Consider the following 18,621-nt stretch of genomic DNA (forward strand, 5'->3'; position numbering starts at 1 on the left):
GCCCATTCTGACAGCCTCGCCAGACTGGCGACGCGCGGCCCTCGCGCCCGTGTGCCCGACACCACTGCGGGGCCGGTCAGATATAGGCTGTGGCGGTGGATCGCCCCGATCTCTCCGTTTCCGTACACCGCACCCCGACCGAAACCGTGGTGTCGCTGACGGGCGAGATCGACATGTCGACGGTGCCGCGGCTGGCCGCGGCCGTGGACGACGTGCTGAACGAGCCCCCGGCACGGGTCGTGCTGGACATGGCCGGGGTGACATTCTGCGATTCGCAGGGGCTCGGGACGCTGGTGGTGCTCAGCCGCAAGGCGACCCTGGCGCAGAGCTATCTGGTCCTGGTCAACGTGGGCGCCTTCCTGATCCGCGTCCTGGACATCACCGGCCTGCGCAACGCGCTGATGATCCAAGAGGCATAGCGCCCCGCCTGCTTCGGAGGCCGGCGGTCAGAGTTTGGCCCGGGCCTTCGCCAGGGCGGACATCGCCTTCTCGACCTGCTCGCGGCCCAGCTCGCCGTCCGCGGCCAGGGCGCCCTTCAGCAGCGCGGTCGCCTCGTCGACGGCCACGCTGGCGTGGCGCAGCTCCGTCTCGCGCATCCGGACCAGCTCCGACTGGGCGGCCAGCTGCTGCGTCATCGTCCAGAGCTCGACGAAGACGGAGACCTTCGCGCGCAGTACCCACGGATCGAACGGCTTGGTCAGGTAGTCCACGGCCCCGGCGGCGTAGCCGCGCAGCGCGAGATGCGAGTCCCGGTCGGCGGCCGTGAGGAAGATGATCGGCACGTGGCGCGTGCGCTCGCGGCGCTTGATGTGCCGGGCCGTCTCGAAGCCGTCCATCGTCGGCATCTGGGCGTCGAGGAGGATCAACGCGAAGTCGTCGACGAGCAGGCACTTGAGCGCGTCCTCGCCGCTGTCGGCGCCGACGGTCTGCACCGGCAGGCCCTGCAGGATCGCCTCCAGGGCCAGCAGGTTGTCCCGCCGGTCATCGACGAGCAGCACCTTCGCCGGCCGATCCGGTCCAGTCAAGGATGCCGCTCCCTTCGCAGAGTCTCCCGGTGTCGCGTGAGGCAACCTACACCGCCCGACCCTCTCCATTTACCCAAGCGGCCATCACGTCAAGCAGCTCGTCGAGGTCGACCGGCTTGGTGATGTAGTCGCTCGCGCCCGCGGCCAGCGACGACTCCCGGTCGCCGGGCATCGCCTTCGCGGTCAGGAACACCACCGGCAGGTCGGCGAAGCGGCGGTTGCGGCGGATCGCGCGGGTCGTCTCGTTGCCGTCCTGGTCGGGCATCATCGCGTCCATCAGCACGATGTCCACGCCGGGGTGCTCGGAGAGGATCCGGACGCCGTCGGTGCCGTTGTCGGCGTACAGCACCGTCATCCCGTGCAGCTCGAGCGCGCTGGTCAGGGCGAACACGTTGCGCACGTCGTCGTCGACGATGAGCACCGTGGCGCCGTCGAGCTGGTGGGCCGCGGCCGTGGGGCGGCGCTCCGGCGTCCCCAGCGAGCGCAGCATCGCCGGGGCGGCGGGCAGCTGACGGCCGGACGGCGACAGGGACTGCGGCTGGGCCGGGACCGGGTGGATGGCCGGCATCACCTCGGTCGCGATGACGTCCGGCAGATACAGCGTGAAGGTGGCCCCGCTCCCGATCTCGGAGGTCACGCCGATCGCGCCGCCGAGGAGGCGGGCCAGCTCGCGGCTGATCGACAGGCCGAGCCCCGTGCCGCCGTACTTGCGGCTCGTCGTCCCGTCGGCCTGCTGGAACGCCTCGAAGATCAGCGCCACCTTGTCGTCGGAGATGCCGATGCCGGTGTCGGAGACCGCGAACTGGATCACGCGGCGGGCGCCGGCCAGCGTCGGCGCGGAGAAGACGAGCCCGGCCGGCGCGACCCCGATGGTCAGCGTCACCGAGCCGTGGTCGGTGAACTTCACCGCGTTGGAGATGAGGTTGCGCAGGATCTGCTGCAGCCGCTGGGGGTCGGTGACGATCGCCGGGGGCAGCGCGGGGTCGGCCACCACGGTGAAGTCGAGGCCCTTGTCCTCGGCCTGCGGGGCGAAGGCCTGCTCGACGTACGCCCGGATCTCCTCGAACGAGACCTCGCCCGGCTCGACGTCCATCCGGCCGGCCTCGATCTTCGACAGGTCCAGGATGTCGTCGATCAGCGCGAGCAGGTCGGAGCCGGCGTTGTGGATCGTCGCGGCGAACTCGATCTGCCGGGCGGTCAGGTTGCTGTCCGGGTTGTCGGCGAGCAGGCGGGACAGCAGCAGCATCGAGTTGAGCGGGGTCCGCAGCTCGTGGCTCATGTTGGCCAGGAACTCCGACTTGTACTGCGAGGCCTGCGCGAGCTGCTGCGCCTTCTCCTCCAGGCCGAGGCGCGCCATCTCGATCTCGCGGTTCTGCTTCTCGATGTTGCCCTTCTGCTCCGACAGCAGCGTCGCCTTCTCCTCGAGCTCGGCGTTGGTGCGCTGCAGCTCCGCCGACTGGTCCTGCAGCTCGAGGGCCAGCCGCTGGGACTGCGACAGCAGCTCCTCGGTGCGCCGGTTGGCGAGGATCGTCTTGAGCGCCACGCCGATCGTGACCACGAGCCGGTCGAGGAACGCCAGGTGCAGGTCGCTGAACGGCGACACGCTGCCGAATTCGATTACGCCGAGCGGCTCGCCCTCGAACAGCACGGGCAGCACGACCAGGTCGGTCGGCGGGGTCTCGGCGAGGCCGGAGCGCACCTGCAGGCGGCCGTCCGGCGCGGCCTTCACCCGGATCGCCCGGCGCGAGAGCGACGCCTGCCCGATCAGCCCCTCGCCGGGGGCGAAGCTGATGTCGGTGCCGGGGGCCACGAAGCCGTACGAAGCCTCGAGACGCAGCCGCAGCCCGCTCTCGGCGTCGGCGCCGGACAGGAAGAACGTGCCGATCTGGGCGTCGACCAGGGGCGTCACCTCGGCCATGATCATGCGGCAGACCTCGCCGAGGTCGCGCTGGCCCTGCAGCAGGCCGCCGACGCGGGCCAGGTTGGAGTCGAGCCAGCCCTGCTCGGCGTTCTTCTTGGTGGTCTCGCGCAGGGTCACGATCATCTGGTTGATGTTGTCCTTGAGCTCGGCCACCTCGCCGAGCGCCTCCACGGCGATCCGCTGGGTCAGGTCGCCTCGGGTCACCGCCGTGGACACCTGCGAGATGGCGCGCAGCTGGGTGGTCAGCGTCGAGGCGAGCTGGTTGACGTTCTCGGTGAGGTCGCGCCAGGTGCCGGAGACGCCGCGCACCTGGGCCTGGCCGCCGAGCTTGCCCTCCGAGCCGACCTCGCGGGCCACGCGGGTGACCTCGTCGGCGAACGACGAGAGCTGGTCGACCATCGTGTTGACGGTGTTCTTGAGCTCGAGGATCTCGCCGTGCGCGTCGACCGTGATCTTCTGGGACAGGTCGCCGCGGGCCACCGCCGTGGTCACCTGGGCGATGTTGCGGACCTGGCTGGTGAGGTTGGACGCCATCGAGTTGACGTTGCCGGTCAGGTCGCGCCAGGTGCCCGACACGCCCTTCACCTGGGCCTGGCCGCCGAGCTTGCCCTCGGTGCCGACCTCGCGGGCCACGCGGGTGACCTCGTCGGCGAAGGAGGAGAGCTGGTCGACCATCGTGTTCACCGTCGACTTCAGAGCCAGGATCTCGCCCTGCGCGTCGACGGTGATCTTCTGCGACAGGTCGCCGCGGGCCACCGCCGTCGCCACCTGGGAGATGTTGCGGACCTGGGCGGTCAGGTTGGACGCCATGAAGTTCACGTTGTCGGTCAGGTCCCGCCAGGTGCCGGCGACGCCCCGCACCTGGGCCTGGCCGCCGAGCTTGCCTTCGGTGCCGACCTCGCGGGCCACGCGGGTGACCTCGTCGGCGAAGGAGGAGAGCTGGTCGACCATGGTGTTGACGGTGGACTTGAGCTCGAGGATCTCGCCGCGGGCGTCGACCGTGATCTTCTGGGACAGGTCGCCGCGGGCCACGGCGGTGGCGACCTGGGCGATGTTGCGGACCTGGCTGGTCAGGTTGGACGCCATGAAGTTGACGTTGTCGGTGAGGTCTCGCCAGGTGCCGGCGACGCCGGTGACCTGGGCCTGGCCGCCGAGCTTGCCTTCGGTGCCGACCTCGCGGGCCACGCGGGTGACCTCGTCGGCGAAGGAGGAGAGCTGGTCGACCATGGTGTTGACGGTGGACTTGAGCTCGAGGATCTCGCCGCGGGCGTCGACCGTGATCTTCTGCGACAGGTCGCCGCGCGCCACCGCCGTCGAGACCTGGGCGAAGTTGCGGACCTGGCTGGTCAGGTTGGACGCCATGAAGTTGACGTTGTCGGTGAGGTCTCGCCAGGTGCCGGCGACGCCGGTGACCTGGGCCTGGCCGCCGAGCTTGCCCTCGGTGCCGACCTCGCGGGCCACGCGGGTGACCTCGTCGGCGAACGAGGAGAGCTGGTCGACCATCGTGTTGACGGTGTCCTTGAGCTCCAGGATCTCGCCCTGCGCCGCGACGGTGATCTTCTGCGACAGGTCGCCGCGGGCCACGGCGGTGGCGACCTGGGCGATGTTGCGGACCTGGCTGGTCAGGTTGGACGCCATCGAGTTGACGTTGTCGGTGAGGTCCTTCCAGGTGCCGGCCACGCCCGGCACGTCGGCCTGGCCGCCGAGCTTGCCTTCGGTGCCGACCTCGCGGGCCACCCGGGTCACCTGCTCGGCGAAGATCCGCAGCGTGTCGACCAGCGAGTTGATCGTCTCCGCCAGCTCGGCGACCTCGCCCTTCGCGCTCACCGTGATCTTCTGCGACAGGTCGCCGCGCGCCACGGCCGTCGCCGCCGTCGAGATCGACCGGACCTGGCCGGTCAGGTTGGCCGCCATCGAGTTCACCGAGTCGGTGAGGTCACGCCAGGTGCCGGCGACGCCGGTGACCTGGGCCTGGCCGCCGAGCTTGCCTTCGGTGCCGACCTCGCGGGCCACCCGGGTGACCTCGTCGGCGAACGACGAGAGCTGGTCGACCATGGTGTTCACCGTGCGGCCGATCGTCATGAACTCGCCGCGCAGCGGCCGCCCGTCGATCTCCAGCGCCAGCTGCTGCGACAGGTCGCCCTCGGCCACCGCCACGATCACGCGGGCGATCTCCGTGGTCGGGCGTCCCAGGTCGTCGATGAGCGAGTTGACCGCGTGGATGCGGTCCAGCCAGGCGCCCTCGAAGCCCTCCTCGTCGAGCCGCTCGGTCATGCGACCCTCGCGCCCGACGACCCGGCTGATGCGCAGCACCTCTCGCGTGTGCCGCTGCTTCATCTCCGCCAGCCGGTTGAAGCGCTCGACCACCTCCCCAGGCAGCCCATCGCGCCGGCTCAACCGGATCTTGAGATCGCCGGCCGTCAATCGGTCGAGCGCCGAAGACAGCTCCTCCAGCAGCAGTGTTTCCGGACTCTTCTGGGTGACTTCTTCGACTGTGGTCATAACGTCTCCACCGGTGTCGGGGGCAGGCGGTGTCCACCCATCGTCGTCCTTCAGGTTGGATTGTTACCACCGTTCAGTGGAGACTGCGATGTGTGACAACCCAGACCGTCCGGAGGATCAGGCTCCCGGCCGACCATAGCTCTCCCGGTCTGGCCCGCGAGGCGATCCGGACGATCATGCACGAACGGGACCTCGGCGCGGTCCTGGACGAGGCGCTGCTACTCGTCACCGAACTCACCACGAACAGCGTCGTGCACGCCGGCACCGAGGTCGATTTGGATATCACGGCGAGTGATGGTTCGCTCACGGTATCGGTGCTGGACTTCCGGCCCGGCACGGTCACGCCCAGCTTTCCCGACTCCACCGGCGAGCTGCCGGAGCGCGGCCGCGGCCTGCTGCTCGTCGAGCAACTGGCCACCGCCTGGGGAACGCTGCACTTCCCCGGCGGCAAGGGCGTCTGGTTTCGGCTCGACCGGCCGTCGCCGCGGCCGGGCACGGCGGGCGAGCCGGCCGTCGCGCCCGCGATCGACCTGCCGTCGGCGGTCGACGCGCTGACCTGGTCGGGGCGAGGTACCTCGCTCGAGGAGATCTCCGAGGAGCTGCTGCAGCGGCTGTGCCGGGTGATCGGCGCGCAGGGCGCGGCGCTCACCGTCGACGAGGGCGAGGGGCCGCGCACCGCCGCGGCGTACGGGCGCGTCGGCGGCTCCACCGACACCGGCCGCCGCGTGCCGCTGCGCGTCGCCCGGCCCTGGCGCGCCGAGCTGCTCGTGGCCGGCGGCGGGAACAGCCCGTATGCGCTCCCGCTCACCGCCCTCGTCGCCGACCGCCTGACGCTGCTGGTCGAGAACCACCGGCTGCGCCGCGCCGACGCCGAGCGGCGCACCTGGCTCACGTTCCTCGCCGAGGCCAGCGAGCTGCTCGCCCAGTCCCTCGACGCCGAGCTCACGCTGGCCCTGATCCCCCGGCTCATGGTGCCGCGGCTCGGCCGGTGGTGCGTGATCCACACCGCCGACGCCGGGGGCGAGCTGCGCCTGGCCGCCGCCGCCCACGCCGACGAGTCGCTGGTCGGCGACCTGCTCGACGCGCTCGCCCAGGCCACCCCGGAGCTGAAGGAGGCGATGGGGACCGATGCCGTCGTACCGCTGGCGCCGCCGCTGGAGGGCTACGTCGTCGCTCTCATCGCCCGCGGCCAGCACCTTGGCACGCTGACGGTCGGCGGCAACCGCGACACCTGGCAGCACGCCGAGGAGGTGGCGGTCGTCGAGGACGTGGCCCGCCGGGCCGCGCTCGCCATCGACAACGCCAACATCCACGCGGAGCGGCGCAGCGTGGCCCAGGCCCTGCAGCGCTCCCTCCTGCCGCCCCAACTGCCGAAGGCCGAGGGGGTCGAGTTCGGCGCCGAGTACGTGCCCACGGGCGAGGGTGTCGAGGTCGGCGGCGACTTCTACGACGTGGTCCCGCTCTCCAGCCGCCGCTGGCTGGTCGTGGTGGGCGACGTCTCGGGCAAGGGCGTGCAGGCCGCGACCGTCACCGGCCTGGTCCGTGACGTGACCCGGGTGCTGGTCCGCGACGGCCGGCCGCTGCCGGAGGTGCTGCTGCGCCTCAACGAGACCCTGCTGGAGCGCGGCGGCGGGCGCTTCTGCACGCTCTGCCTGGCCCAGGTGCTGCGCCGCCAGGACGGGCGGCTCGACGTCACGCTGCACCTGGCGGGCCACGATCAGCCGGTCCTGCTGCGCGCGGACGGGCGCACCGAGCTCGTCGGCGCATGCGGTACGGCCCTGGGCCTGCTCGACACCATCAGCACCCCGCGCACGCAGGTCTCGCTCGACCCCGGCGACACGCTCATCTTTTTCACCGACGGTGTCACCGAGCGGCGCCGGGGCATCGACCTCTTCGGCGTCGACCGGCTCCGCGACGAGGCCGCCAACCTGGCCGGCTTCTCGGCCGACGTGGTGGTGGCCCGGCTGCGGGCGCGCACGCTGAGCTTCTCGCCCGAGTCGCCGCGCGACGACATCGCCATCTTCGCGGTGCGCAACGACGGTTGAGTCACGCTTGAGTCACGCTGGGTCACGCCACCCAACCGGAGTGCAGGAAGTGGGCGGCCAGCACGCCCTGGGTGGTCAGGAACGCGGCGAGCAGCGTCCGGTCCAGCCACGGGTTGCGGCCCATCCGGCCGAGCATCATGAACGCCGGGAAGACCTCGAGGCCGATCCGCGAGGCGGAGTACAGCGGGTACGGGATGTTGGCCGTGTACCGGCTCGGAAAGCTGATCATGAAGATCAGCAGGGCGGCGCCGAGCAGCGGAAACAGCAGCTGATCGCGGCGCAGGCGCCAGGGGCCGGCGAGGGCGAGCACCAGCAGTACACCCAGCAGCGCCACCGTGGCGAGCTCCAGGAGGTTGTGGGCCCAGATCTCGGTGAACGGCGGCCCCGGGGCCCGGGCGGCGTCGATCGGGGCGCGCCACGGCCACGCCGCATGGCGGCCCCAGTGCGCGGCCTGGGTGTGCGAGAAGGCGAGCGCGTCGCCGTACGCGATCCGATCGGCGATCATCACGGCGCCCAGGCCGAGCGGGATCAGCAGCGCGGCCGGCGCGCTCGCCGCGATGCGGCCGCGGCGGCCCTGCTCGCGGTCGCCGCGCGGGGTCTCGCGACCGCCGTGCGCGGGTCGGTCGATCTCGCGCCGTTCGCGCCGTTCCAGGCCGCCGGGCCCCACCCGCTGGCGCAGCCCCGTCCGGGCCCGATGCGCACCTTCGCTGTGCGCCGCGACATCAGCCCCGCCCCCGTGCGCCGCGACCTGAGCGTCGGTGCCCTCCGCCGCGACGTCAGCGGTGGTCCTGTGTGCTGGAGCGTATGCGCCGGCTCCGAGTGAGTCGGCTTCAGCGCGGGGCCCGCGCGCTGCGGCATGGGTGCCGGGCCTGTCTTCCTCCCACATGGCACCGCGGGCGTCGGGGGCGGCCAATGATGATGTGTCCGGATTTATCCGGCTTTTCCGGTTCAGCACAAGGGCGCGAGCGCGGACGTAGATGCGTGTGCGGAAGTAGCTCTGCGAGCGGAAATAGGTCCGCGGGCGCAGATAGCCGTGGGCGCGGGCGTACTCGAAGGCGAACGCGAACAGCAGCAGGATCCCGGCCGAGCGCGTCGCCGCGGCCAGGGCGCCGAGGACGCCGGCGCGCCACCAGTGCTCGCGGCGCAGGCAGTACACCGTCGCGGCCAGCAGGGCGATGAACAGGCCCTCGTTGTAGGCGGCGCTCAGGAAGAAGCCGGTCGGGAAGGCCACCAGGGAGAAGATCGTGCGGCCCGCGGCGGCGCGGCCGAGCTCGTGCTCCGTGAGCCGGAACAGCACGATCAGCGCCGCGAGCAGGGCGCCGTTGGCGACCAGAAGGGCCGCGACCCACGAACGGCCCAGGCACAGCGGCGTGCAGAGCCGGATCAGCACGGGGTACAGCGGGAAGAACGCCGCCGGCGAGTCGTCCGCGGTGCGCTGATAGCCGTGCTCGGCGATCGCGATGAACCAGGGCGAGTCGTACTGCGCGGCCCACAGCCGGGCGACCTGCGTGGCGGAGCGGTTCTGGCCCTGGTCGCCGATCCAGGCGAACGCCGAGACGGCGGCCAGGCCGGCCCTGCTCGCGGCGAAGACAGCGAGGCCGGACAGCAGCGCCCGCCGCCAGGGGCCGTCAGCCGCTCCCACCAGCGGTCCGGATGCGGACGAGCTCGTCGGCGACGTCGGCCGGGCGGGCGTTCAGGTCGTAGCTGCTGAGCAGGTACAGCGTGTCGCCGGTGTCGATCTCCACGAGCTCGCTGCGCAGGCCGGCGCGGGTCCGCGACTCGGCCCGGACCCGCTCGATCTGCGACCACTCGAGGCGGCGGTGGCCCGCGTAGCCGGCGACGACGGTCACGCCGTCCGGGTCGGCCTCCAGGCGGACGGGGGCCAGCAGGTCGCGCAGCGCGTATGCGCCGGCGACGACGGTGGCGACCAGGGCGGCGCTCAGCGCCGGCCGGTCCTCGGCGAGGAAGACGGCGGCGAGCGCCAGCACCACGGTGAGGGCGCACTTGAGCGCCGTGAACCCCGGCGACACCCGCCAGCGACGGCTGGTCGGCGCCGCCGCGGGCTGTTCGGAGAAGGCACCGCTGCGCATTTGCACACTCCTACGATTACGCGACCCAGCCGCCCCGCACGAAGTAAGCGGCAAGAATCCCCTGCAGCATGAGGAACAGGGCGAGCACGACCCGATCGAGCGCCGGGCGCGCGCCGAGCCGGCCGAGCAGCATGAACGCCGGAAAGACCTCGAGCCCGAGGCGCGAGGCGGAGTACAGCGGATAGGGCTGGTGCGACGACGGGAAGCTGATCATCAGCAGGGTCAGCGCGACGCCGAGCAGCGGCAGGATCCACTGGTCGCGGCGGACCTTCCACGGGCCGACGAACATCAGCACCAGCATCGCGACGATCAGCAGTACCGACGCGAGCTCCAGCAGGTTGTGCACCCACAGGTCGCTGAAGCCGAAGCGCAGGCTCGCCCCGTTGTGCAGGGAGCCGAACCCGCGCCAGACCGGCGCCCACGGCCAGTCCAGGTGCCGGCCCCAGTAGCGCTGGGCGCGCAGGAACGCGAACGGCTCGTGGTACGCGTGTAGCGAAACGGCGGCCACGCCCACCACGCCCAGCGGGATGAGCAGCACGGCCAGCGCGTTGCGCCGGACGGCGAGCCGGTTGACCCGGACGTACTCGTAGACGAACGCGCCGGCCAGCAGGATCCCGGCCGAGCGGGTGAAGGCGGCGAGCCCCCCGAACGCGCCGGCCCACCACCAGTGCTGCCGGCGTAGGCAGTACACGGTGGCGACCATCAGGCCGATGAACAGGCCCTCGTTGTAGGCGGCGGTGAGGAAGAACCCGGTCGGGAACGCCACCAGGTAGAACACGGTGCGCCCGGCGCTGGACCGGTCGAACTCGTGCTCGACGAGGCGGTACAGCACGATCAGCGCCCCGAGCGTCGCCACGTTGGCCACCAGCAGCGCCGCGACCCAGTCCTTGCCCAGGCACAGCGGCGTGAGGGCGCGGATGAGCATGGGGTACAGCGGGAAGAACGCCGCCGGCGCGTTGTACGGATCCGCGTAGTAGCCCATCTTCGCGACGTCGCGGAACCACACGGAGTCCCACTGGGCCGCCCACTGCGCCGCGACGTACGTCGCGGTCACGTTCGGCCGCTTCTCACCGATCCACGCGAAGGTGGACACCGCGGCCAGCCCGGCCTTGCTCGCCGCGAAGATCCCGAGCCCGGACAGCACGGCCCGCCGCCAGGGCCGGTCGGCCGCCTCCGGCGCAGCCGGCTCCCGGATCTCCTCCGCCGCATCCGGCTGCGGCACGGTCGAGGCGCTCACCGGGCCACCTCGACTGCACCCCGGCCGCGGCACGAGGACCGGGGCTCCCGATGAGCGGCCGCTGCACGTCGCTTCGGACCGGTCATGTCAGGGCCTCAGCCCGCCGCGGACGACCAGGTCGAGCAGGGCGAACACGAACAGCGCGATGCCGACGAACCCGTTGGCGGTGAAGAACGCCCGGTTGACCCGCGACAGGTCGCCGGGGCGCACGATCGCGTGCTCGTAGACGAAGGCCACCGCGGTCACCAGCAGGCCGATCCACCACAGCCAGCCCAGGCCGACCAGCTGGCCGAACCAGGCGAACAGGGCGAAGGTCACGACGTGCGCGATCGTCGACAGGTGCAGGGCGAACGGGACGCCGTAGCGGGCCGGGACCGAGTGCACGCCGATCTCCCGGTCGATCTCGGTGTCCTGGCAGGCGTAGATCAGGTCGAAGCCGCCGATCCACAGCCCGACCGCGGCGCCGAGCACCCAGGCCGGGCCGGAGCCGCGCAGGTCGCCGGTGATCGCCAGCCACGCGCCGACCGGCCCGACGAGCTGCGCCAGGCCCAGGATCGCGTGGGGCCAGTTGGTGAAGCGCTTGCCGTACGGATACACGACCAGGGGCACCACGGCCAGCGGCGCGAGCGCGAGGCAGAGCGGGTTGAGCAGGGCCGCGGCGCCGAGGAACACGACCAGGGCGACGGCCGCGCCGGTCCACGCGGTGCGCACGCTCACGGCGCCGGTCACCAGCTCGCGCCGGGCGGTGCGCGGGTTTCGCGCGTCGATGCGCCGGTCGATGATCCGGTTGGCGGCCATCGCGAACGTGCGGGCGCCGACCATGGCGATCGTCACCAGCAGCAGGTCGAGCCAGGCGACGTGCGGGTGGCCGCCCTCGTGCGGGCCGGTCGTCATCGCCGTCAGGGCGGCCAGATAGGCGAACGGCAGCGCGAACACGGAGTGCTCGATCGCGACCAGCCGCAGGAAGGCCTTGACCCGGCTCGAGGGTGCCTCAGGTGCCTCAGCGAGCGTCACTTGAACCCATACTCTCTCCAGCGCTTGTCGACCCGCGCCACGACCTCGGGCGACATGACCATCTCTTCCGGCCAGCCGCGATGGTAGCCCTCGGCCGGCGTCTTCCGCGTCGCGTCCAGCCCCGCCTTGCCGCCCCAGAACTGCTGGTAGGAGGCGTGGTCGAGGTGGTCGACCGGGCCCTGCGTGAGCAGCAGGTCGTGCGCGTAGTCGACGTTGCCGAACGCGCGGAAGGCCACCTCGGCGTAGTCGTGCACGTCGCAGTCCTCGTCCACGACCACGATGAGCTTCGACAGCGACAGCAGGTGGGCGCCCCAGATCGCGCTCATCACCTTCTGCGCGTGCTTCGGATACCGCTTGCGGATCGAGACGATCACGCAGTTGTGGAACACGCCGGCGGCCGGCAGGTCGTAGTCCACGATGTCCGGGATCAGCAGCTTGAGCAGCGGCAGGAAGATGCGCTCGGTCGCCTTGCCCAGGCCGTGGTCCTCCTGCGGCGGCTTCGACGTGATGATCGAGTGGTAGATCGGCTGGCGGCGCATCGTCATGCACTCCACGTGCAGCACCGGGAAGTCCTCGACCGGCGTGTAGAAGCCGGTGTGGTCGCCGAACGGGCCCTCGGGCAGCCGCTCGCCCGGCTCCAGATAGCCCTCGAGCACGATCTGCGCGTTGGCCGGCACCTGCAGCGGCACGGTCAGGCAGTCGACCATCTCGACCCGCTCGCCGCGCAGGAAGCCGGCGAACAGGTATTCATCGATGTCGGACGGCAGCGGCGCGCTGGCCGTGTAGGAGACCACCGGGTCGGCCCCGATCGCGATCGCCACCGGCAGCCGCTGCCCGAGCCGCTCCGCGACCGCGTGGTGCGCCGTGGAGTCCTTGTGGATCTGCCAGTGCATGCCCAGCGTGTTGTGACTGTGCTGCTGCAGCCGGTAAAGCCCCAGGTTGCGCTTGCCGGTCTCCGGGTGCTTGGTGTGGGTCAGGCCGAAGTTGTGGTAGATCCCGCCGTCGTCCGGCCACACCTGCAGCCCGGGCAGCCGGTTGAGGTCGACCTGGTCGCCCTTGTGGACGACCTCCTGGCACGGCGCGGTTTTGACGTGCTTCGGCGGCACCGACTTGAGCTGCATGAGCTTGCCGATGCCGTCGCGGATCCCGGCCCAGCCGACCGGGAGCTCGGGCCGCACCAGCTCGCCGATCCGCGCCCCGACCTCGTCGAGCCGCTCGACACCGAGCGCCATGGCGGTGCGCCGCTCGGTGCCGAACAGGTTGATGGCGACCGGCATGTCGCCGCGGGTCGGCCGCTCGAACAGCAGGGCCGGCCCGCCGGCCCGGACGGTGCGGGTGACGACCTCGCTGATCTCCAGGTGCGGGTCGACGGGCGCGGCCACCCGGTGCAGCTCGCCCACGTTCTGCAGGTCGGCCAGGAACTCGTTGAGGTCTGCATAGGGAAATCCGCGCGCCATGCCGTCATCCTCCCAACCGGGTACGACATTTCCCGCAGCGGCCTCCTCCCGCCCGCCCGGCCTCCCCCGAACGGCCGGCAGGGTCGATCCGATCGGCGCCCGCACGGGACGGTGAGAACGTTTCGCTTTCGTCTACGATGCCGCCGTCCGACCCGGATCCCGAGGATGAGCATGAGCAAATCCTTCCGCTCCCGTGCAGTACGCCTGGGGGCCACCGTCTCTGCGGCCACGCTGGCCTTCGTCGCGGCGCCCGCCCTCCCGGCCCACGCCGCCGACCCCTCCGTGTTCGTCAACCCGATCCACCCCACCGTCCAGGTCGGCTCCCACGGTGCGAAGAAGGCGGTCGCGTTCTTCGTCAGTGCCGGCAACGCGAAGAACCCGCAGCTGATCATCGACACGTCGAAGCTGTCGGGCGTCGGCACGCTGACGCCGCGGGACACCGGGGCCTGCAAGACGGCCGGCGCGAAGATCACCTGTGCGCTGCCGGACGGCACCTACGACACGGGCGTCGAGTGGTTCACGCTGACCTCCGCGGCCGGCTCGACGGCGGGCGCCAAGGGCTCGGTCGACCTGGCGACCAGGGCCGACGGCTTCGACATGCCGAGCGCCGGCCACCTGGACGTCACGATCGCCGACGGCGCCGACCTCGTCGCGTTTCCGGCCAACGAGCAGGACCAGCCGGCCAAGCCGGGCGACACCCTGTGGATGCAGGCGGTCGTCTTCAACGAGGGCAACCGCCCAGCGGCGGGCACCGGGGCCTTCGTGTTCTTCTTCGACGACGGGCTGGTGCCGGACCAGTACGCCGGCTGCACCTACGGCACCTGGGCGTTCGGCATCGCCGTCGTCTGCCCCTTCAACCGGCCGATCGGGCCCGGCGACGCCGTCAAGTTCGTCACCGACGACGGCACCAAGGACGGCCACCCGGGCATGAGCGTCAGGGTCGCCGGCACCGCGGGTGGCCACAAGGCGGGCGTGTTCCTCGCCGACCCGAGCGCCGGGAAGGCCGACCCGCTGTCCAGGCTGCAGGCCAGGAAGGCGACCAGCGGCAAGAGGTTCGGCGCGCTCGCCGCCCAGCCGAAGGACCTCAACGAGTACGACAACCTCGACGAGGCCACCTGGAACATCGCCAGCACCAGGGACGTCGCCGCGCTCGGCGCCACCGCCTCGGGCAAGGTCGGCGACGTGGTCAAGGTCACCGTCGGCGCGAAGAACGTGGGCCCGTCCACGATCGACGTCAGCCACACGGGCGGCGAACCCTCCTGGTCCTTCGACTTCGTCGTGCCGGAGGGCACCGAGGTCCTCGACGTGCCGGCCAACTGTCTCGCCTGGTCGCACGGCGACAACGGCAACAGCGCCGAGCCCGTGCCGGGCGGGCGGTTCTACGAGTGCGGCAACCACGACCAGCTGTTCGCGCCGGGCGAGTCCTTCACGGCCGAGTTCCGGCTGAAGATCACCCAGGTGATCGCCGGGTCGACCGGCACCGTGTCGTTCAACAACACCTTCCTGCAGTACGAGCGCAAGGACGACAACCCGGCGAACGACATCGCCGAGGTCGTCATCAACCCGACCGGCAACGGTGGCGGCGAAGGCGGCGGCCTGCCGGTGACCGGCGCGAAGACCGCGACGGTCGCCGTCGTCGGCGCGCTGCTGCTCGCCGGCGGCGCGGCGCTGTTCGTGACGGCCCGACGGCGCCGGATAGTCCTGGTCGCGCCGAAGGACGGCGGCGTCGAATAGGGCGCGACGCGTGGTTCAGCGGTTCAAGGGGGGCGCTCCGGGCCGGGGACCGCCCCTCCGCCATGGCACAGTTGGTGCGTGGATCAGCGCAGGCCGTGGGTCGTCGGGGTGTCCGGGGCGTCGGGCACGCCGTATGCGGCGGCCGTGATCCGGGCGCTGTTCGACGCCGGCGAGGCCGTCGACCTCGTCGTTTCGCGCGCGGCACGGCTGACTGTCCTCGACGAGACGGGCGTGTCCTTCCGTGACTCGCACTGGAAGGACGACCTCGCGGCATGGCTCGGCCGCCCGCTGGACGGCGCGGACGCGGCCTACTGGCCGGCCGGCGACCTGGCCGCGGGCCCCAGCAGCGGGTCCTACCCGGTCAAGGGCATGCTCATCGTGCCGGCGAGCACGGCGGCGTGCGCCGGCATCGCCATCGGACTGTCCAAGGACCTCCTTCAGCGCGCCGCTGAGGTGAACCTCAAGGAACGCCGCCCGGTCGTGATCGTGCCACGCGAGACCCCGGTGACCCGAAGTCACCTGGAGCACCTCATCGCACTACACGACGCGGGTGCGGTGATCCTGCCCGCGAGCCCCGGCTTCTATGCCGCCGGCGCCGCGGCCACGGCCGCCCAGCTGGTCGACTTCGTCGCCGGCAAGGTCCTCGACGCCGCCGGCGTATCGCACAGCCTCTTCACTCGTTGGTCGGGTGACCTCGGCCGTTCCCGTTCCCATTAGAGGTGTCATCCAGGGCTTCGTCTCCTTCGAGCAATGCCCTCACCTCAGATTCCCGGAACCGCCGGTGTCCACCCGGGGTTCGGATGCTGCTGATCCGGCCCGCCGCGGCCCAACGCGTCACCGTCTTAGGATCGACGCGAAACAAGGCAGCGACCTCACCGGGCGTCAGCAGACGATCTCCCGTCTCCACGGCCCCTCCTTTACCCTGGGTGGCTCGCCGGGTCCGCGCACCCCCATGCTGCGAAGCTGAAAGCGCGAGTCATCCTGGGATGTACGCCCATTACAGCACCGCTCACGTGCCGTGTCCGGGAAACGAGGAAAACGCACTTCTGGGTAATTAGCTGTGTTAAAAGCCGGACCGTTAGGCTTGTCGCGATGGACGCGATCGACAGGCAGCTTATCGACCTCCTGCGGGAGAACGCCCGGCTCTCGTATGCGGAGCTCGCCCGGCAGGTCGGCCTCTCCGCCCCGGCCGTGCACGAGCGTGTCGGCAAGCTCGAATCCGCCGGGGTGATCCGCGGATACCGCGCCGAGGTGGAGCCCGAGACGCTGGGGCTTCCGCTCACCGCCGTGATCGGGATCGTCCAGGACAGCAGCGGCGACACCGACGCGGTGCTCGATGCCCTGCGCGCCCGCCACGAGATCGAATCCTGCTACTTCATGGCGGGCGAGGAATCGTTTCTGTGCAAGGCCAGGGTGAAAACGATCGGTGATCTGGAGCGGCTGATTGTCGATCTCAACCGCGTCAAGGGCGTGGCGCGCACCCGCACCACCGTCGCGCTTTCCACGAAATGGGAGGGCCGGGCGCAGCCGGCGAGTTGAGCGCATCATGCAAGCGTCGCCAGTCCCGGATATTCGGCCACGTAGCCGTCGTCGGTCAGTTCGAGGTCCGCGGTGAAGTTCTCCGAGCGGTACCGCACCCGCCGCGGACCGAGCACCTCGTAGCTCTGCTCCACCGGCAGCACGGCGAGGCTCGGCAGCAGTACCCAGGCGGCCTCGATCCGCACCACCGTGCCCGGGCTCGCTCGGTGCAGGCCGAGCCGGCGCACCGGCAGCGTGTTGGTCAGCGGCGAGTTGTAGAGGTCCACGTCGAGCACCGCGTGCAGCCGGTCGGGCTCCTCGATGCCCGACCACGGCGCGTGGGGCAGCGCCCGCTCGAGGTTGCCCTGCTCGCTGGTGGTCACCCGCCAGCGGCCGGCCGCCCGCTCCATGCGCAGCGTGCGCAGCCAGCCCCCGCCCTCGACGGCCACCTCCAGGCGGGTGCTGGCCCAGGCGTCATCGGTGTGCAGGTCGTATCGGCAGGAATACAGCGTGTTGTCCGAGGCGAACGCGAGGCCCTTGGCGCGCAGGCCTCGCCTGTCGTCCAGGGTGACGAACTCGCCGCCGGTGGTGTCGGTCCGTTGCCAGGCGAACGCCCGCGGTAGCACGGTCATCCCCGGACCGTATCCGACCGCGTGCGTTCGCGCTGCTCCCCAACCTCGCCCTTGGCGGCTCGCCCCTCAGCGCCTCCGCGGCGGCCGGCGGTCGTTCTGCCGGCGGCGGCCCGGTGCGGGGGCGGGGCCGTGGTGCACGGCGCGCACCGGCACCCCGCTGGGCTGGCGGGCGCCGGTGACCTCGGCCAGCGCCGGGTCGCCCGCGCGGACGCGCAGCTCGTTGGGGGTCACGCCGGCCTTGGCCAGCAGCGCCGCGGCCCGGCGCCGCTGGCGGGGCAGCACCAGCGTCACGACCGTGCCCGCCGCGCCGGCCCGCGCGGTGCGCCCGGCCCGGTGCAGGTAGTCCTTCTGGTCACGGGGCAGATCGACGTGTACGACCAGGGACACGTCGTCGATGTGGATGCCGCGCGCGGCCACGTCCGTCGCGACAAGCACGTCCACGGTGCCCTCGCGGAACTCGGCCAGCGTGCGGGTGCGCACCCGCTGCGACTTGCCGCCGTGCAGCGCGCCGGCCCGCACGCCCACCCGGGCGAACTGCTCCACGAGCTCGTCGACGGCCATCTGGGTCTTCACGAACAGGATCGTCCGGCCCTTGCGCGCCGCGATCGACGCCGCGATCGCCACCTTGTCGTTCGGGGGCACCAGCAGTACGTGATGGTCCATGGAGCCCACGGACGCCACCGGCGGCTCGATCGAGTGCGTCACCGGGTCGATCAGGAACCGCGCGACCAGCGCGTCGACGTCCTTGTCCAGCGTCGCGGAGAACAGCAGCCGCTGCCCCGCCGCCGGCGTCTGCGCCATGATCTCGGTGACCTCGGGCAGGAAGCCCATGTCGGCCATCTGGTCGGCCTCGTCGAGCACGGTGATCTCCACCGCGTCGAGCCGGCACGCGCCGCGCTTGATCAGGTCGCCGAGCCGCCCCGGGGTGGCCACGAGCACGTCCACGCCGCGCTCCAGCGACCAGATCTGCCGGTCGTACGGCACGCCGCCGACCGCGGTCTTGCAGTACAGCCCCATGGTCTTGGCCAGCGGGGTCAGCGCGTCGTTGACCTGCATCGCCAGCTCGCGCGTCGGCACCAGCACGAGCGCCTTCGGCGCGTGCGGCCGGGAGCGGCCCGAGGCGGCCAGGCGGGCGAGCATGGGCAGGCCGAACGCGAGCGTCTTGCCCGAGCCGGTGCGGCCACGGCCGAGCACGTCGCGGCCCGCGAGCACGTCGGGGACGGTCGCGGACTGGATGGGGAACGGTTCGGTGATGCCCTGGGTCGCGAGCGTCCGCACCAGCTTGTGGGGCAGGCCGAGTCCCGCGAAACCGGGTCCGGTGTGGCCCGCCGGGGCATCGGCCGTGTCGAAGATCGAGGGGAATGAGCTGGGGTCAGCGAGCAGCAAGGAGCTGGGACCTTCCGATTGGAGAACGGCTAAGGCTATCCGATCCCCGTCGCCGGGTCC

15 protein-coding genes are annotated in these 18,621 nt (G+C 71.5%); 5 read left to right on the forward strand and 10 right to left on the reverse strand.

Translation table 11 applies throughout. The features are described 5' to 3' along the window. Nucleotides 1-95 precede the first annotated feature (95 nt). On the forward strand, nt 96-419 hold the full coding sequence (locus ACGFI8_RS12520; protein WP_392804082.1) for an STAS domain-containing protein: 324 nt from the start codon (nt 96-98) through the stop codon (nt 417-419). A gap of 27 nt (nt 420-446) precedes the next feature. Here ACGFI8_RS12520 and ACGFI8_RS12525 read toward each other — a convergent pair whose 3' ends face one another. Next, on the reverse strand, nt 447-1,025 hold the full coding sequence (locus tag ACGFI8_RS12525) for a two-component system response regulator (RefSeq protein ID WP_392803611.1): 579 nt from the start codon (nt 1,023-1,025) through the stop codon (nt 447-449). 46 nt (nt 1,026-1,071) lie between these two features. Further along, nucleotides 1,072-5,448 carry a HAMP domain-containing protein gene (locus tag ACGFI8_RS12530; RefSeq protein ID WP_392803613.1) on the reverse strand — a complete coding sequence of 1,459 codons (4,377 nt, stop codon included), beginning with the start codon at nt 5,446-5,448 and terminating at the stop codon, nt 1,072-1,074. A gap of 92 nt (nt 5,449-5,540) precedes the next feature. Here ACGFI8_RS12530 and ACGFI8_RS12535 point away from each other — a divergent pair, with 92 nt between their 5' ends. Further along, complete coding sequence (locus ACGFI8_RS12535) at nt 5,541-7,493, forward strand: SpoIIE family protein phosphatase (RefSeq protein WP_392803615.1); 1,953 nt, start codon at nt 5,541-5,543, stop codon at nt 7,491-7,493. 22 nt (nt 7,494-7,515) lie between these two features. Here ACGFI8_RS12535 and ACGFI8_RS12540 read toward each other — a convergent pair whose 3' ends face one another. The 5 genes from ACGFI8_RS12540 to ACGFI8_RS12560 all read right to left on the reverse strand — a co-directional run bounded on the left by ACGFI8_RS12540 (nt 7,516) and on the right by ACGFI8_RS12560 (nt 13,291). Beyond that, nucleotides 7,516-9,135 carry a mannosyltransferase family protein gene (locus ACGFI8_RS12540; protein WP_392803617.1) on the reverse strand — a complete coding sequence of 540 codons (1,620 nt, stop codon included), beginning with the start codon at nt 9,133-9,135 and terminating at the stop codon, nt 7,516-7,518. Then, nucleotides 9,122-9,583 (reverse strand): PH domain-containing protein, encoded by a 462-nt coding sequence (locus ACGFI8_RS12545; protein WP_392803619.1) that lies wholly within the window; start codon nt 9,581-9,583, stop codon nt 9,122-9,124. The genes ACGFI8_RS12540 and ACGFI8_RS12545 overlap by 14 nt, the downstream gene beginning before the upstream one ends. 16 nt (nt 9,584-9,599) lie before the next feature. After that, nucleotides 9,600-10,820 carry a mannosyltransferase family protein gene (locus ACGFI8_RS12550; RefSeq protein WP_392803621.1) on the reverse strand — a complete coding sequence of 407 codons (1,221 nt, stop codon included), beginning with the start codon at nt 10,818-10,820 and terminating at the stop codon, nt 9,600-9,602. A gap of 87 nt (nt 10,821-10,907) precedes the next feature. Then, the gene (mqnP, locus tag ACGFI8_RS12555; protein ID WP_392803623.1) at nt 10,908-11,834 is read right to left on the reverse strand and encodes a menaquinone biosynthesis prenyltransferase MqnP; all 927 of its coding nucleotides are present in this window, start codon (nt 11,832-11,834) and stop codon (nt 10,908-10,910) included. Next, nucleotides 11,831-13,291 (reverse strand): menaquinone biosynthesis decarboxylase, encoded by a 1,461-nt coding sequence (locus tag ACGFI8_RS12560; RefSeq protein WP_392803625.1) that lies wholly within the window; start codon nt 13,289-13,291, stop codon nt 11,831-11,833. The genes mqnP and ACGFI8_RS12560 overlap by 4 nt, the downstream gene beginning before the upstream one ends. A 171-nt stretch (nt 13,292-13,462) precedes the next feature. Here ACGFI8_RS12560 and ACGFI8_RS12565 point away from each other — a divergent pair, with 171 nt between their 5' ends. Next, nucleotides 13,463-15,025, forward strand: a complete 1,563-nt coding sequence (locus ACGFI8_RS12565) for an LPXTG cell wall anchor domain-containing protein (protein WP_392803627.1) — start codon at nt 13,463-13,465, stop codon at nt 15,023-15,025. Nucleotides 15,026-15,103: 78 nt separating this feature from the next. Continuing rightward, entirely contained in the window at nt 15,104-15,742 is a 639-nt protein-coding gene (locus ACGFI8_RS12570) for a UbiX family flavin prenyltransferase (protein ID WP_392803629.1), read from the forward strand. Here the strand turns inward: ACGFI8_RS12570 and ACGFI8_RS12575 are convergent. After that, nucleotides 15,699-15,932: a BldC family transcriptional regulator gene (locus ACGFI8_RS12575; RefSeq protein ID WP_392803631.1), complete on the reverse strand. Its 234-nt coding sequence runs from the start codon at nt 15,930-15,932 to the stop codon at nt 15,699-15,701. The genes ACGFI8_RS12570 and ACGFI8_RS12575 overlap by 44 nt on opposite strands. Before the next feature lie 185 nt (nt 15,933-16,117). On the opposite strand from ACGFI8_RS12575, the gene ACGFI8_RS12580 reads away from it, so the two are divergent. Beyond that, nucleotides 16,118-16,564, forward strand: coding sequence for an Lrp/AsnC family transcriptional regulator (locus tag ACGFI8_RS12580; protein WP_392803633.1), 447 nt, complete (start codon nt 16,118-16,120; stop codon nt 16,562-16,564). A 5-nt stretch (nt 16,565-16,569) separates the two neighbouring features. Here the strand turns inward: ACGFI8_RS12580 and ACGFI8_RS12585 are convergent, their stop codons facing one another. After that, nucleotides 16,570-17,175: a putative glycolipid-binding domain-containing protein gene (locus tag ACGFI8_RS12585; RefSeq protein WP_392803635.1), complete on the reverse strand. Its 606-nt coding sequence runs from the start codon at nt 17,173-17,175 to the stop codon at nt 16,570-16,572. A gap of 66 nt (nt 17,176-17,241) precedes the next feature. Then, nucleotides 17,242-18,561, reverse strand: coding sequence for a DEAD/DEAH box helicase (locus ACGFI8_RS12590; protein WP_392803637.1), 1,320 nt, complete (start codon nt 18,559-18,561; stop codon nt 17,242-17,244). Between the last annotated feature and the right edge of the window lie 60 nt (nt 18,562-18,621).

Origin of the sequence: Dactylosporangium sp. NPDC048998 (genome assembly GCF_043197855.1) — a bacterium.
GTDB lineage: Bacteria > Actinomycetota > Actinomycetes > Mycobacteriales > Micromonosporaceae > Dactylosporangium.